Annotated in this window: 13 protein-coding genes; 5 read left to right on the top strand and 8 right to left on the bottom strand. The window is 64.8% G+C overall.

The window, feature by feature from the left end:
* Positions 1 to 13 precede the first annotated feature (13 nt).
* The 8 genes from AC4CS3_RS10235 to AC4CS3_RS10200 form a co-directional block, all read right to left on the bottom strand.
* Positions 14 to 1030: an NADPH:quinone oxidoreductase family protein gene (locus AC4CS3_RS10235; protein WP_490783355.1), complete on the bottom strand. Its 1017-nt coding sequence runs from the start codon at positions 1028 to 1030 to the stop codon at positions 14 to 16.
* A gap of 3 nt (positions 1031 to 1033) precedes the next feature.
* Positions 1034 to 1255 (bottom strand): biotin/lipoyl-binding carrier protein, encoded by a 222-nt coding sequence (locus tag AC4CS3_RS10230; RefSeq protein WP_490783354.1) that lies wholly within the window; start codon positions 1253 to 1255, stop codon positions 1034 to 1036.
* A gap of 2 nt (positions 1256 to 1257) precedes the next feature.
* On the bottom strand, positions 1258 to 2634 hold the full coding sequence (locus AC4CS3_RS10225; RefSeq protein WP_490783353.1) for an acetyl-CoA carboxylase biotin carboxylase subunit: 1377 nt from the start codon (positions 2632 to 2634) through the stop codon (positions 1258 to 1260).
* Between the two features lie 12 nt (positions 2635 to 2646).
* Positions 2647 to 4206: an acyl-CoA carboxylase subunit beta gene (locus AC4CS3_RS10220; protein ID WP_490783352.1), complete on the bottom strand. Its 1560-nt coding sequence runs from the start codon at positions 4204 to 4206 to the stop codon at positions 2647 to 2649.
* A gap of 3 nt (positions 4207 to 4209) precedes the next feature.
* Positions 4210 to 6447 (bottom strand): acetate--CoA ligase family protein, encoded by a 2238-nt coding sequence (locus AC4CS3_RS10215; RefSeq protein ID WP_490783351.1) that lies wholly within the window; start codon positions 6445 to 6447, stop codon positions 4210 to 4212.
* 201 nt (positions 6448 to 6648) lie between these two features.
* Positions 6649 to 7551 (bottom strand): LysR family transcriptional regulator, encoded by a 903-nt coding sequence (locus AC4CS3_RS10210; protein WP_345046555.1) that lies wholly within the window; start codon positions 7549 to 7551, stop codon positions 6649 to 6651.
* A 136-nt stretch (positions 7552 to 7687) separates the two neighbouring features.
* Positions 7688 to 8539: an ABC transporter permease gene (locus AC4CS3_RS10205; protein ID WP_490783350.1), complete on the bottom strand. Its 852-nt coding sequence runs from the start codon at positions 8537 to 8539 to the stop codon at positions 7688 to 7690.
* Between the two features lie 41 nt (positions 8540 to 8580).
* Positions 8581 to 9411, bottom strand: a complete 831-nt coding sequence (locus tag AC4CS3_RS10200) for an SDR family NAD(P)-dependent oxidoreductase (RefSeq protein WP_490783349.1) — start codon at positions 9409 to 9411, stop codon at positions 8581 to 8583.
* A 350-nt stretch (positions 9412 to 9761) separates the two neighbouring features.
* Here AC4CS3_RS10200 and AC4CS3_RS10195 point away from each other — a divergent pair, with 350 nt between their 5' ends.
* Genes AC4CS3_RS10195 through AC4CS3_RS10175 form a run of 5 tightly spaced genes read left to right on the top strand, consistent with a single transcriptional unit; the run spans position 9762 to position 15030 of the window.
* Positions 9762 to 10646 (top strand): ABC transporter ATP-binding protein, encoded by an 885-nt coding sequence (locus AC4CS3_RS10195; protein ID WP_490783348.1) that lies wholly within the window; start codon positions 9762 to 9764, stop codon positions 10644 to 10646.
* Positions 10639 to 11451, top strand: coding sequence for an alpha/beta fold hydrolase (locus AC4CS3_RS10190; protein WP_490783347.1), 813 nt, complete (start codon positions 10639 to 10641; stop codon positions 11449 to 11451). The genes AC4CS3_RS10195 and AC4CS3_RS10190 overlap by 8 nt, the downstream gene beginning before the upstream one ends.
* A 46-nt stretch (positions 11452 to 11497) precedes the next feature.
* Positions 11498 to 13411 carry a flavin-containing monooxygenase gene (locus AC4CS3_RS10185; RefSeq protein ID WP_490783346.1) on the top strand — a complete coding sequence of 638 codons (1914 nt, stop codon included), beginning with the start codon at positions 11498 to 11500 and terminating at the stop codon, positions 13409 to 13411.
* A gap of 48 nt (positions 13412 to 13459) precedes the next feature.
* Positions 13460 to 14320 carry an alpha/beta fold hydrolase gene (locus AC4CS3_RS10180; RefSeq protein ID WP_490783345.1) on the top strand — a complete coding sequence of 287 codons (861 nt, stop codon included), beginning with the start codon at positions 13460 to 13462 and terminating at the stop codon, positions 14318 to 14320.
* The gene (locus tag AC4CS3_RS10175; RefSeq protein WP_490783344.1) at positions 14320 to 15030 is read left to right on the top strand and encodes an SDR family NAD(P)-dependent oxidoreductase; all 711 of its coding nucleotides are present in this window, start codon (positions 14320 to 14322) and stop codon (positions 15028 to 15030) included. The genes AC4CS3_RS10180 and AC4CS3_RS10175 overlap by 1 nt, the downstream gene beginning before the upstream one ends.
* Positions 15031 to 15075: the final 45 nt, after the last annotated feature.

Below are 15075 nucleotides of genomic sequence, written 5' to 3'. Positions count from 1 at the left end.
GCCCGCAGTGTGGCTATCGGTCGTTCCTGGCGTGTTCCATGACCACCCGGCCTACTGTCTTTCCATCGGCGAGCCGCTGGAGGGCTTCGGGCACGCCGTCCAAGGTGAATCTTTCGCTGACGAAGGGATCGATTGCCCCGGAGTCGGCCAGACGGCTCAGCTCCCTGTGGCATTCATCCACCGCCGCCGGGTTCTTGGTGTTGTACAGGCCCCAGTGGATGCCGATGATCGAGTAGTTCTTCACCAATGCGTGGTTCAGCGGGGCGGACTGGATCTCACCGCCGGCGAAGCCGACCACAATGATCCGGCCCTCGAACGCGATGCATTTGGTCGAGCGCTGGTAGGTCTCCCCGCCGACCGGGTCGTAGATCACATCCGCGCCCTTCCCGCCGGTGAACACGTTGACTTGCTTGACGAAGTCCTCGTTGCGGCGGTCGATGACCAGGTCGGCGCCGAGCTTCCTGGCGTATTCCGCCTTTGCCTCTCCGCCGACCACGCCGATCACCCTGGCGCCGGCAGCCTTGCCGAGCTGGATGGCGGCACTGCCCACCCCGCCTGCTGCGGCGTGGACCAGCAGCGTCTCGCCGGGCTGGATCCGGGCCAGCCGGTGCAGGCCGAACCAGCCGGTCTGGTATCCGATGAACAGGCAGGAGGCCTGGGCGTCGTCGAGCGAGGCGGGCGCCTGGTGCACCTTGTCCTGGTCCATCAGCGCGTACTCGGCGAACCCGCCGTGCGGAAGCGTGGTCAGGCCCAGTACCCTGTCGCCCACCGAGGCGCGGGTGACGCCAGGACCCGTGGCCACGACTTCGGCGCAGACTTCGCGTCCAGGCGTGAAGGGCAGTTCCGGCTTGACTTGGTACACGCCGCGGCACATCAGCACATCGGGGAAGTTCGCCGCCGAGGCCAGGACGCGCACCACCAGCTGGCCTTCGCCCGGGACGGGTACGGCGCGTTCGACAAGCTGCAGGGCGTCGACGGGTTCACCGAGTTCGGTGACCGACCACGCCTTCAAGGTGCTGGGGATCGACATGGCTTACTCCGCCGCGAATTCGACGAGTGCCTGGCCAGCCGAGACCGTGTCGCCCTCGGCAACGTGGATTGCCAGCACTGTTCCCGCGTCCTCCGCGATGACGGGGATTTCCATCTTCATGGCCTCAAGGATCATGAAGACGTCGTCTTCCTCGACCCTGTCACCCGGTCCCACCAGGATTTTCCATACGCTGGCACCCATTACTGACTGGATTGTCTCCGCCATGCTCATGCACTCCTTTTGGCCGCGGCCTTGAGGCGCTTCTGGATCTTCTCCACCACGCCGGTGTCATAGTTTCCTGCCGTGAATTCCTCCGAGGCGAGGATTTCCTCGAGGAACGGCTGGTTGGTTGTCAGACCCTCGATCACGAACTCGCCGCAGGCGGCGATGGCACGGACCAGGGCTTCCTCGCGGGTCTCGCCGTAGGCGCACACCTTGGCGACGAGCGAGTCGAAGTGCGGGGTGACCTCGGTGCCGGCCACGTAGCCGGAATCGACGCGGATGCCCTCTCCCGTGGGTTCGACCCAGACATCGATGGGGCCTGGGCTTGGGAAGAACCGCTTGGGGTCTTCGGCGCAGATCCGCAGCTCGATCGCGTGTCCGCGGGCGACCGCGTTGAAGTCCGCGGTGGTGGTGCCCGAGGCGGCTATGCTCAGCTGCTGCTCGATCAGGTCCACACCGTGGGTCAGTTCGGTGATCGGATGCTCGACCTGGATGCGGGTGTTCATCTCAAGGAAAACGAAGCCCCCCGTGTTCGTGTCGAGCAGGAATTCGACGGTGCCCGCGTTGCGATAGCCCACGGATCCGGCCGCCGCGATGGCCGACTCGATCAGGCGTGCGCGCACGGCCGGATCGAGGTTCGGGGCCGGCGATTCCTCGATGAGCTTCTGGTGGCGGCGCTGGGTGGAGCAGTCGCGCTCACCCAAGGCGACGATCGTGCCGTCGTCCAGGCCCAGGACCTGGATTTCCACGTGGCGTGCCGATTCGACGAAGCGTTCCACAAAGACGCGGTCGGAGCCGAAGCTGCGCTCGGACATCGATTTGGTGTTCTCGAACGCCTTGCGCAGTTCGTCGTCGTCGCGGGCCACGGCCATGCCGATGCCCCCGCCGCCGGCCGAGGCCTTGACCATCACCGGATAGCCCACGCGTTTGGCTTCGGCGACGGCCTCGTCGCCGGTCTTCAGGGCCGCACCGGCGTCGCCGGAAATCGGCACCCCCGCGACGGCCACGGCGCGCCGCGACTCGACCTTGTCACCCATGACGTCGATGACCTCGGCAGACGGGCCGACCCAGGTCAACCCGGCCTCGGAAACGGTCCGGGCAAAGCCGGCGTTCTCGGCCAGGAACCCGTATCCCGGGTGGACGGCGGTGACGCCGTTTTCCTTGGCGATGGCCACGATCTGGTCACCGTCGAGGTACGCCTGCACGGGAATGTCGCCCTCGAGCTGAACGGCGACATCGGCCTCGGCGACATACGGAAGACCCGCATCGACCTTGTGGTAAACCGCTACCGTGCGCACACCCAGCCGTTTGGCAGTCCTGATGATTCGTCGTGCGATTTCGCCGCGATTGGCGATCAGCAGGCTTTCTGGAAATGAATTCATGGTTCCGTCCTCTTAGAAGCTTGTCGGCCAGGTGCTCAAGTTGTGTTCGCCCACCCCGTTGCTCCGGGCCCGGTAGTGGTCCTTCAAGGCGCCGAGGATAAATTCGCGCGTCTCGGCGGGGTCGATGACCTGCTCGAATCCGTAGACACGGGCCACGTCATAGGCGGTGGTCCCCTTGGCCATCTCGGCAAGGCGCAGCTCGTACATCTCCGGGTCGGTTTGGGGGTCGAGTCCGTGGACCACGGAGACCGCAGAGGTCGGGTCCATGAAGCTGACCTCGGTGGACCACCAGCCGGCCGTGGCGTCGGCGGTTCCGCCGCCGCCCATGTTGATAAAGGCCTGGCCGTAGTTCTTGCGCATGGTCACCGAGATCTTGGGCACGGTGACGAGCGAGAGCGCGTTCATCCAGTTGATGATCTTGCCGGCGACCTTGTTGTGCTCGGCTTCCAAGCCGATCAGGAATCCGGGCTGGTCCACGAGCATAATGACCGGGATGTTGTAGGAGTCGCAGAGCACCAGGAAGCTGGTGGCCTTGTCGCAGGCAGCACCGTCCAGCGCGCCGCCTTTGAACATCGGGTTGTTGGCGATGATGCCCACGGACTGGCCGCCGATGCGGGCCAGCGAGGTAACAAGTGACTTGCCGTAGCGGGCCTTGATCGGGAAGACCGAGTCGGTGTCGGCGATGATGTCGATGACCTTGCGCACATCGTAGGTCTTGGTACGGGACTCGGGGACAATCTGGTTCAGCTCGGCGGCGCGCTTTCCCGAGCCTGCGGGGACCGGTGCCAGCGGCGGCGCTTCGCCGTTGTGTGCGGGCATGTAGGAGAGGAAGCGGCGGACCAGTTCAATGGCTTCCTCATCGGTGTCGGCCACCGCGTCGGCGTAGCCGGTGACCTCGGCGTGCACCTTCCAGCCACCGAGCTCCTGGGCTTCAACCTGCTGGCCTGTGGCGCGGCTGACCAGGCCGGGGCTGGAGACGGCCAGCACGCTGCCTTTGCGGAAGACCGCGAAGTCGGCGGCGACGGTGTGCCAGGCGGCAGAGCCGAAGCAGTAGCCAAAGGCCGCCGAGACCCAAGGGCTTTCACGCTTGCGCAGGAACCGGGTCTTGCCGTTGGCGTTGCCCATCCCGGTGCCGCCCATGGCGTCTGGCATGCGCACGCCGGTGGACTCGGAGAGGTAGACCAGCGGCATGCCGACCTTGCCCGCGAGTTCCTTGAAGTTGGACATCTTCTTGTTGCTGACCGGGCTGGACGAGGAACCTTTGACGGTGAAGTCGTAGGCAATGACCGCTGCACGCCGGCCGTCGACCTCGCCGGTGCCGGTGACCTTGCCGTCGGCCGGGGTCTTGTGTCGGTCAGCTTCAACGGCGGAGGTCGTGAACAGGCCGGACTCGCGGAACGTGCCCGGGTCCAGCAGCAATGCGAGACGCTCGCGGGCGTTCAGCCGTCCTTCGGCGCGGCGGGCCTCAAGCTTCTTGGGGCCGCCCATGGCCAATGCGGCCGCGCGGCGCTCTTCATGTTCCTGCTCGCGGCTGAGCTTGATTTCCTCGGTCTTGACTGCTTCCTGGGTCATGTCTTACTGCCTTCCGTTTGCGCGACGCGGCGCCTGGTGTGTCTGACGGCTCTGTTCGAGCACTGCCCGCGCGGCGAGGGCCGCGTCTTCGAAAGCCGGAAAGACCGGGATTCCCATCTTGCGGGCACGTTGTGCGTACGCCGTGATCAGCTCCGCGGTTCCCGCGCTGCCGTCCGTTTTCAGGACCAGGATCTGGTGGGTTCCCGGCTGCGACTCGTCGCGTGCCTTGGCGATCGAGTCGATGATGTTGCCCGTGACGTCTCCATGGGTGGCCCCGAGGTTGCGCTGGATGATGCCCACGTTCAGGTGGGAAATCAGCACTGCCGGGTGGCTGTCGGCGAGCACAGTCTTGAGAATGTCCGCAGCGACCGCGCCGCTCCTGACGGCCAGCGTGCCGGCCGGCACGTCGATGGGGTTGTGGAATCCGTTGCCCGGAGGCAGGTCCAGCGCCTCGAGAGCCTCGATGACCTGGGCGGGAAGCGGCGAGGTTGCCATCCCCTGGCGGTCAAGGGCATCTGCGCCCAGCACGCTGGCACCGCCTCCGTTTCCGAAAAGCACTGCCTCACGGCCGTTGGGATGCACGCTCAAATCGAGTGTCGAAAGGGCGTGCAGCGCGGAGGCGAAGTCGGCGAGGGAGTCCACGAGGGTCATGCCGGACTGGCGGGCGATGGCCGGCCACAGGCGGTGGTTTCCTGCAAGCGCGCCGGTGTGGCTGGTGGCCGCACGTGAGCCCTCGGCGGTCCGGCCTCCGGCCAGCAGCACTATAGGCTTCCGGGTTTCGGCCGGGGCAAGCACGTCCAGGACCTGGCGGGCCACGGCCAGCGACTCCAGGTACAGGCCGATGACCTGCACCTCATCGTTGCGCAGGAAGGACTCGACGAGTTCGGCGGCGTCGACGTCGGCGCTGTTTCCGATGCTGATCACGCTGTGGAAATCGATGCCTCGAGCCGCCCCGACGCGCAGGATGTCAACGCTCAGCCCGCCGCTCTGCGAGACCACTGCAGTGGTTCCTGGCGTCAGCGGGGCCTCGGGGACGAAGGAAAGCTTCCCGGCCGAGGCGTGTGTGCCCAGGCAGTTCGGGCCGATCAGGCGAATGCCCGCCTCGCGCACTGTGGCAACGAGCGTGGCCTCGAGTTCCTTGCCTTCCTCGACTTCCCCAAAACCGCTGGAAACTACCTGGGCGAACCGCACCTTGCCGGCGCCCTGCCCCAGCGCCTCGGCGACGCGTGCCCCGGGCAGTGCCACGAAGGCGTAGTCGATGGGTTCATCGACGTCGCCCAGCGAGGCGACGGTGGGCAGGCCCTCGATTTCGTCGGCGGCCGGGTGGATCGGGACGATGGCGCCCTCGAAGCCGCCCGCGCGGATGTTGCGGATGAACCGGTTGGCAAGGTTTGGGCGTTTGCCACTTGCACCGAGTACTGCGATCCTGCGGGGCTGGAACAACGGCGAGAAATCCGTTGCCCGGCCATCCTTGCGGTCGGCGACCACGACGCGGTCGGCTCCCAGCGGCCCGACGACGAAGCGGGCATCCACTGCGACCGCACGCGTGTCGGAAACGATCACCGGGTTGAGATCGATTTCGACGACGTCATCGGGAAGGGAAGCCAGAAGGCCTCCAGGGCCGGCAAGTCGCGTGATCAACGTGACAAGGGCCGGGACATCTGCTTTCACGCCGCCACGTGCACCGTTGAGCACCTTCATGCCGCGCAGTTCCTGCAGCATGTCAAGAATCTGCTCGTTGGACAGGGGCGCCAGGCCAAAGGCAACGTCTTCGAATACCTCCACAAGGACACCGCCAAGGCCGACCATGACGGTCCAGCCAAGTCCGGGCGTGCGCACCGCGCCGACGATGATCTCATGGCCGGCCGGCACCATTTCCTCGACAAGCAGGCCATCCAGCGTGTGCCCGAAGTCAGCCAGGCTCTCGCGCATCTGTGCCGCGACTTCTTCAAGTTCGGCGCGGGTCACGCCAACCCGCACGCCGCCGGCGTCGGACTTGTGCACGAGCGTCGCCGAGATCGCCTTGACGACCAGCGGTTCGCGCAGGTGGCCCGGAAGTTCCTGGCCCACCGCGATTTCGACGCCTTGGGGGGTATCAATTCCACATGCCGACAGCAGGGATTTTCCTTCGGCCTCGGTAAACATGGCCGATTCTCTGTTTCTGGCCTGTGCGATGAACTCGACGATTGTCTCGGAGCGACTCGCTAGGGCTGTTTCAACTAACAACGGGGGGCACCTCACTGAACGTCGGATCCGGACGGCATACTCTCGCGTCCGGTGTGATTTCAGTCTCGCCAGCCAACTCGGCCCTGGGAAGGTCGCCAGCGCTGGCAGGGTGATATGCCTGCGCTATCGGCGGGTACCGAACGCCCCTAAGGGGCCGGCCGTTGGGCATGCCAAAAAGGCCGCCGGCTAGAAAGGCGCGGCGGGCCTGTCTGTTGGTTAGAAGGTCTTGGCGGCTTCCCTCAAGAGACGCAGGAACGCCTGCACTGCCGAGGACCTGGCCTCGTCTTTCCTGACGATGGCGGAAGTACTGGCACGTGCCCATTCGAAGGGAAGAGGCACGAGCGCAACACCCTTGCCGCTGATGGTCGAATCGAGAAGCGTGTTCGCCATGCAAATTCCGACGCCGGCGCGCACCATGGCTTGCGCGGCCTCAGCATTGGGTGTGGCGTAGACGATTCTGGCCTCGATCCCTTCCAGCATTCGTTCAAAGGCCACGCGCAGGATGCTTGACTCTGCAGGAAAGATCAGTGCCTCCCCTTCCAGGTCTGCGGGTTCGAAGTCATCCTTGCCGGCAAGCCGATGGCCCTCGGGAACGGCCAGAACCAGCCGGCCTGAGACGAGATCGATGTGGTGCAGCAAAGCATCTTCGGCCGGAACCAGTTCGATACCGGGCAGGCGGGTCACCAGGCCGACGTCGAAATGGCCGCTGAGGACGCCGCGAACCACCATCTTCGAGGGACCCTCGTCGACTTCGAAACGCACATTGGGGAATTCGGTCAACAGCCGTTTGACCACCGTGGGAAGAATCGACTGGGACCCGGCCGGCACCGTTCCGAGCCGGACCGTGCCCAACTTCAGGCCGCCGATAGCGCTGGCTTCCTCGCGCAGCATACGCTCGGCCTGAACAGCCGCGACCACGTGCGGCATGATCCTGTCTGCCGCATAGGTTGGCCGCACACCCTTGGCACCGCGGGTCACCAGGATGACGCCCAAGTCCTCTTCGAGCCGCTGTACCTGGTTCGTAATGGTCGGCTGGGAGATGTCGAGTTCCTTGGCAGCTTGCCGGAATGAGCCCGTCCGCAAGGCTGCCTCCAGATAGCGCAACTGTGCGAACCTCATGGCTTTTTCTCCTCTGCTGCCTCGGTCGATTACCGGTGGATGACCACGTTACTCCGATCACAACTCCGGGGATATTTCCTCTGCGGTCACAAAGGATCCGAACGGGATGATGGGTTGTTGTCGACCCTGGTCAGGACTATCTTGTCCACTTGGTCACGAGCTTCTGCAAGCCCGAGATGGAAAGGTCAAGGACCATCGACAGCAAGCCCATGGCGAGCAGGATGGCGAAGGTTTCCGAAACGTGGAAGTTGTTGGTCACCACCACCAACCGCTGGCCAAGTCCGGTGTACGCGCCGACCATTTCCGAGACCACCGCACCGAGCACCGAGTACACGGCGCCAAGCCGTAGCCCGCCCACGATGGACGGCAACGCGGACGGCAGCTCGATCTTGAAGAATCGTTGCTTGGCCGTCATTCCCAGCGACGTGGTCAACTGTTTGATGTCGTGGTCGATCCCCTGCAAGGCACCGATGGTGCTGGTCATCAGGACGAAGAACACCACACTGAAGGCAACAAGCGCTTTCGGGCCGAAGCCCAGGCCGAACCAGAGGATGAAGATCGGCGCCAGTGCCGGACGGGGAAGGCTGTTCATCAGGGTCAGGAAGGGCCTCGCTGCGACATGAAGAACTTCGACGCGGGCGAAGATGACCCCTGCCAGGATGCCCAGGATCGCACCGGAGACCAAGCCGGCCATGGCACCGCTGAAGGTCGCGGTCACATCGACCCAGAACGTGCCATCCCCCAGTTGCTTGATGAAGGATGTCCCGACATCACCGGGGGTGGAAACCAGTGTCGGATCCACGATCCCTTGACCGGTCACAAACGACCAGCTGAAGACGAAGACGGCGAGGGCACCGATCCTCAGTGCCCAGACGCTCAGCTCCCGCTTGATGCGTGATCGGCGCCGTTCTGTGAGTATCGTGTTGTCGTTGTAGGCCCGCGAGCCTGCGGCGGCGACCAAGGTGTCCGCCTTTGCGATCGTTTCCATGTCAAGCCCTTCCCTTGCGGTCTTCGGTGGTGCTGGCTGAATCACGCATTGCGCGGTGCCCGGACGAGCTTCGAGTCCAAAGGCGATGAGGTGTGCGGACCGCCGGTGACCTGCAGGACCGTTCCGGTGATGAAGCTCGAGGCCTCGGAGCACAGGTAGAGGCAGGCGTCGGCGACTTCTTCCGGCAGGCCCACGCGGCCCAGGGCCAGGAACTCGCCGAAGGACTTCTCGACGTCCGCGTTGGCGAAGCGCGAGGACGGGGTCAGCGTGGCGCCAGGCTCAACGCAGTTGGCGCGCACGCCGCGGTCGGCCCATTCCCAGGACATGGTCTTGGTCAACGATGCAAGCCCCGCTTTGGCAGCCGCATACGCACCACGCATCGGGTGGGCGTAGTTCGCCGAACCCGAGCCGACGTTGATGATGTTGCCGCCGCCCTGCCTCTCAAAGACCGGGAGGCAGGCGACCGAGACGTGGAAGGCACCGCTGAGGTTGGTGCCGATCGTTGCGTTCCATGCGTTGGCTGACAGGTCTTCCAGGCGTGCTGCGAAGTTGCCGCCGGCGTTGTTGATCAGGATATCGATCCGACCGAATTCCTCCAGGGCGGCACGGACCAGCGCATCGGCGGTCTCGGGTTCCTTGATGTTGCCTGTGACCACGATGGCCTTGCGTCCGAGTTCGCGGATCTGCTCGGCCTTCGCTTCGAGCGCCTCGGCCTTGCGTCCGTGCAGGATCAAATCCGCGCCGGCTTCGGCGAACTTGTCGGCAAGCGCCGAGCCGATACCGCCGGAAGCGCCTGTCACGATGACGACCTGGCCGGTGAAGTCGAAGGTGGTCTGACCCGACTTTTTGCTGGTGCTGACTGTGTTCGTCATCTGACGTCCTCCTGATTGATGTGTGCCCGGTGTGCGGCCGGCTTCACGCATGGCGGGCCCTCCATGGCAATGGTGCGTTTGAGAAAGCTTCCTTCCATTCGAGGCGGTGGGCAACGTCAGAATCGCTATCGAGGTGATAGCCACGGATCGGGCCTGTTTTTCTTGACTCTGCAGCCAAGGTGTTCAACGATTCATTGACCAGTGGGTGACGTGCACCACAGGATCAGACTTCCCGGTTCCTCGTGTTCATTGCTGTGCCAGCGTGATCATCCTTGGTGCCGGCTCCGCAATCGTCAGCCAACGAAGACTGCCAAACGGGTCGGCCCCGCAAAATAACGACTGGAGCGACAATGCCCAATACAACCCTCCGCTCAACCGGCGATAGTGGGACCCTCACGACTGGAACGGCATCGCAGCCCACCGCAGCTAGGGGAGTTTCAGTCGAGTTCGAGAATGTGAACCACAGCTTCCTCCACGGCAATCGACCAGTGCGGGTGTTGGACAACTTCAATCTGCGCATCGAGCCGTCGGAGTTCGTCAGCATCGTCGGCCCGTCGGGCTGCGGCAAGACGACGGCCCTCGGCATGGTGGGCAACCTCTTGAAGCCGCGCAGTGGCAATGTTCGCATCGATGGTGCCGAGGTACGCCCCGGAAGCAATGACGCGGCCTTCCTTTTCGCCCGTGACGCTCTTCTGCCCTGGCGCCGGGTCCGCAGCAACGTCGAACTCGGCATGGAAATCCGGGGGGTTCCCAAGGACGAGCGTCGCGAACGCGCCGAGGCATGGCTGCGCCGGGTTCGACTGCACGAGTTTGCGGACTCCGACGTCCTCCACTTGTCCCAGGGCATGCGCCAGCGCGTCGCAATCGCCCGGACCCTGGTGCAGAACCCCAAAGTACTGCTGATGGACGAACCGTTCGCGGCGCTGGACGCACAGACCCGCGCGATCCAGCAGGAAGAGTTTACCCAGCTCTGGGAAGCTGAGCGCCCAACGGTCATCTTCGTGACCCATGACCTTGAGGAAGCCATCCTGCTCAGCGACCGGGTTATCCTGATGGCCAGCCGGCCCGGCCGCATGGTGGTCGACATGAAGATCGAACTCGAGCGGCCGCGACGGCAGGAGATGCGGCGGGACTCCGATCTGTTCAAGTCCTATTTCCACGAGATGTCCGATCGACTTCGAAGCGAAGTCGAACTCGCCGAACAGCGCATCAGGGAGGAGAGCCAGAATGGCTGAGAACCTGCAAAAGGTTGCCGGCGCCGATGGCACCATCGTCGCCTACCGCCAGTACGGCGAAGGCCCGCGCCTGATCACCTGCCTGCACTCGTTGGCGTTGGACGGATCGTGGTACGCACCGTTGGCCGGGGCACTTGGCGAAGACTATCGTCTGCTCGCACCTGACTTCCGCGGACATGGACAAAGCCCACATGGAGTCTCGGACCTCACACTGGGGCTTATTGCCCAGGATGTCGCCGCGATGTGGGACGCCGAAAACATCGAGAGTTCCGTGGTGCTCGGCATCTCACTGGGCGGCATGGTCGCCCAGGCTGTCACCGGTAGCTTCCCGGACCGGGTCGATGCACAGATCCTGATGGCAACCCGGGGCGGCTTCGATGAGGCAGCCACCCGTGGAACCCTGGCACGCGCTGCTGAGGTCCGGGCTCCCGGCGGACTTGAAGCTGCCGTGGACATGACAATGCGCCGCTGGTTCGGTGACGGCTCCCAGGATGCCGCGAACCCCTTGGTTCGGCAAGCCCGCGCACAATTCCTCGGCGCCGGTGGCAACACCCTCGCCGAGTATTTCGAAGCCATGACCCAGGTCGGCGACTTCCACACGGACTCGCCGCCTCCAACCCTCGTGATCGGCGGCGACGACGACCAAAGCACCCCGCGTGAAGTGATCGAACAGCTCGCCGCCTCAATCAAGGACGCCGAGCTGCGCATCGCCCCGGGCGGGCATCTTCTCGCGTTCGAGAACCCCCACCAGGTCGCCGCAACACTGCTGCCCTTCCTCGAAAATCTGGCTTGCTGGCCGCGCTGACGATCAGCGAGCAGACTAGTCCATATACCTGTTTTACGGAGACGACATGAACAAAACACTCGATCGCGCCATGACGGAGATGAGCGAAGAAGCTCTGAGCGCCCACCTTGAATCGGCCCAGGTGCCGGCGCTCGTCATGCTGACGGCCCACGTCACAGGCGACGCAAGTGTGCTGCGCGATGAATGGCGGCCGAACCTGAAGACGCTTCCGCTCAGCGGCCTGGATCCGGCAACCGAGGCGGAGGCCCGCAGCTATTGCTTGGAACTGCTCGCGCCGTTCCTGGCTACCCAGGACGAATGGGCAGCGGTCCCCGACGAGTCGCTGCGGCGAAAGCTCGCCACTTGGCTGATGGGCGGGGAGAACGAAGACGCCCAGGCGATGGCTGCGGTCGCGTTCACCCCCAACAAGGTGGACCCCCGCCAGCCCCATTGGACGCTCCAGGACATCGCCCCGGACAGCGCACTAAACGCCGTGGTGATCGGCGCAGGGTTCTCCGGCCTGCTGGCCGGCCTGCGCCTGAAGCAGGCGGGTGTTCCGTTTAAGATCATCGAGAAGAGCCTGGACGTTGGCGGCACCTGGTGGGAAAACACGTACCCCGATTGCCGCACCGACGTCCGCAGCCACATCTACACCTATTCCTTCGTCCAGCACGACTGGGAAACCCATTATGGGCGCCAGGAAAAGATCCACGGCTACCTGCACCGGTTCGCCGCGGACAACGGCCTGCTCGAGCACATGATGTTCGGCACCGAGGTCACGGCCACCCGTTGGGACGAGGAAACCGGTACATGGACCCTTGAAACCAAGACGGCCGCAGGCGTCGGGGAAACCATCGAATCCAACATTGTGGTCAGCGCCGTGGGCCAGCTCAACCGGCCCTCGATCCCCAACCTCCAGGGACTGGATTCCTTCAGCGGTCCGGTGGTCCACTCTGCGCAATGGGACCACAGCATCGATTTCAGCGGCAAGCGCGTGGTTGTCATCGGCACCGGTGCCAGTGCCCTGCAGTTCGCGCCCGCCATCTCCAAGGTTGCCGAGCAGGTAACGATTTTCCAGCGCAGCGCCCCGTGGTTGCGTCCCACACCGGTGCTGCGGCAGGAGATCGAAAGCGGTGAACGCTGGCTGCTGAACAACCTGAACCAGTACCGCGCCTACTACCGCTTCTCCATTTTCCTGCCCCGGCTCATCGGCAACCTGCCGGCCGCGACTGTGGACCCGGACTTCCCGCCGACCGAGGTCTCGGTCTCCGCCGCCAACGAGGCGCTGCGCCAGGAGCTGACCGCATACCTGGAGGAGCAGGCCGGGGACGACGAGGAGCTGCGCAAGCAGATCATCCCCGACTACCCGCCGGCCGCCAAGCGGGTCATCTGCGACGACGGCACCTGGGTGAAGACGCTCAAGCGGGACAACGTCCGCTTGGTCAGCCAGGGAGTGAACCGCATCGACTCCGACGGCGTGTGGCTCGGCGACGAGCACGTCCCGGCCGACATCATCCTGCTCGGCACCGGCTTCAAGGCCTCCGACTTCCTGCTGCCCATGTCCGTATCCGGCATCGGAGGCAAGGACCTGCACGAGACCTGGGGCATCGACGCGAGCGCCTACCTGGGCGTGACACTGCCTGGCTACCCGAACTTCTTCTGCATGTACGGGCCCAATACCAACACTGTTGTCCACGGGAACCTGGTGTTCTTCCTGGAATGCCAGGCGAACTACATCATCGATGCAGTGAAGACGTTGGCCGCCGGCGGCCACCGTGCCATGTCCCTGCGCCCCGACGTGTTTGCCGAGTACGACAAGGAAATCACCGAAGCCAGCGCCAAGCGCACCTGGGGCTGGTCCAAGACCCACAGCTGGTACATGAACGCCGAGGGCCGATCCACCATCATGTGGCCGCTGCCGGCCCGCGAATACTTCGAACGCACCAGCCATGTGCGCACCGAAGACTACAACCTCGGCTGACCAACTCCCCTCTTACTTCCACCATCCGAACCCATCACCGGAGACTCAATGCTCACCGAGACATCCTTGATCACCGAGGCCACGACGATCGTCGCCAACCTCGAAACCCGCTACCTTGCCGGGGGCCCCGACGACGGCGTTCCCGTAGTTTTCCTGCATGACGGCGCCTGGGGCGGCGCCTCCGACGTGACCTGGAGTCATGTCCTTCCACTGGCCGCGGAGAAATTCCGCGTCATCGCTCCGGACTTTCTCGGCTACGGCGGATCGGCCAAGTCGATCCGCGTGGACGTCTCGCCGTTCGCCTTCCGCATCCGTCACGTCTTCTCCCTGCTCGATTCCCTGGGCATCACCGGGCCGGTGCACCTGGTCGGAAACTCGTTCGGCGGATCGATCGGCCTGCGCGCGCTGGCCGATGAGACCTACCGAGGACGGATCGCCTCAGTCACCACGATCAACGGTACGGGCGGCCCGTGGAAGGCCCCGGACATGGCCAAGATCGGCGACTTCGACGGAACCCGGGTCCGCCTTGAGGAGATCCTCGACATCCTCTGCGACCCTTCCGACGGCCGGGAAGCCCAGCTCGATGCCCGCTTTGGCTGGGCAGCCGCGCCCGGGCACTTCACGGCCATGCGGGGACCACACATGCCGGTACCCGAGGCGCTCAAGGTTGAGCGACCGGCCGATCCCTACCCCGCGCCGCTACACGGCGTGGAAACCCCTGTCCTGCTCGTGGAGTGCACCGGGGACACACTGCTGGAAAGCGGCTGGTCCAAGAACCTCCGGGCCGTGCTGCCCAACGCACAGGCCGAACTGCTGCCGTACAAGCACTGCCCCAACATCACCCACCCGCAGGAGACCTGGGACCTGATCGGCGGATTCCTCGAATCGACCATCGAAGGCGGCAAGTAATGACGGATAACGGCTCCTTCCCGGCCCTGGTCCTCAGCGGCGGGTCCTCCGGCATCGGCGAGGCGTTGGCCGCGGACCTGCGGAACGACTGGGCGGTCACGTCCGTCTCCCGGTCCCTGCCCAGCAACCCGCTTGACGGGGTGAACTACGTCGCCGGCGACGTCGCCGGCGATGCCCCGCAGGCCGTGCGCGAATCCCTCGCGGCACAGGGCCGCACCAGCATCCACGCCCTGGTCCACTGTGCGGGCATCGGGGTGTTCGGCCCATTCATGGACATGCCCAAAGCTGAGTGGGAGCGCGTGCTGCTGCTGAACCTGCATGGCACCCTGAACTTCGTCCAGGGCGTTGCGGACCTGGTGGAAGACGGCGGCAGGATTGTGCTCTTCTCCTCCGGGACCGTTTTCAAGGCCCCGGCGGGCGCGGCAGCCTATGCGGCCTCCAAGGCCGGCATCATCGGCTTCTCCCGGAGCCTCGCCGCGGAAATGGGCGCACGAAATATCACTGTCAACGTGATCGCCCCCGGCTTGGTCATGACCCCGCTGGCCACCCAGCTCGCCGGCGGTGAGGCAAAGAACATCGAGACCAGGGCCATCAAGCGAGCCTCGGTGGTCGAAGATTATGTCGGCCCCACCCGTTTCTTCCTCTCCCCCGGCGCCGGGTTCGTGACCGGGCAGACGCTGGTGGTCGACGGCGGCTCGATCCGCCGCTGACCGCCGAGGTCCACACCATAGCCCGACCGGCACCGGCGCAGACCG

The sequence above is a fragment of the Arthrobacter sp. SE2 genome (genome assembly GCF_058244265.1).
Note: the sequence above shows the minus strand (reverse complement) of the source record. Positions and strands in the feature narration are given on the sequence as shown.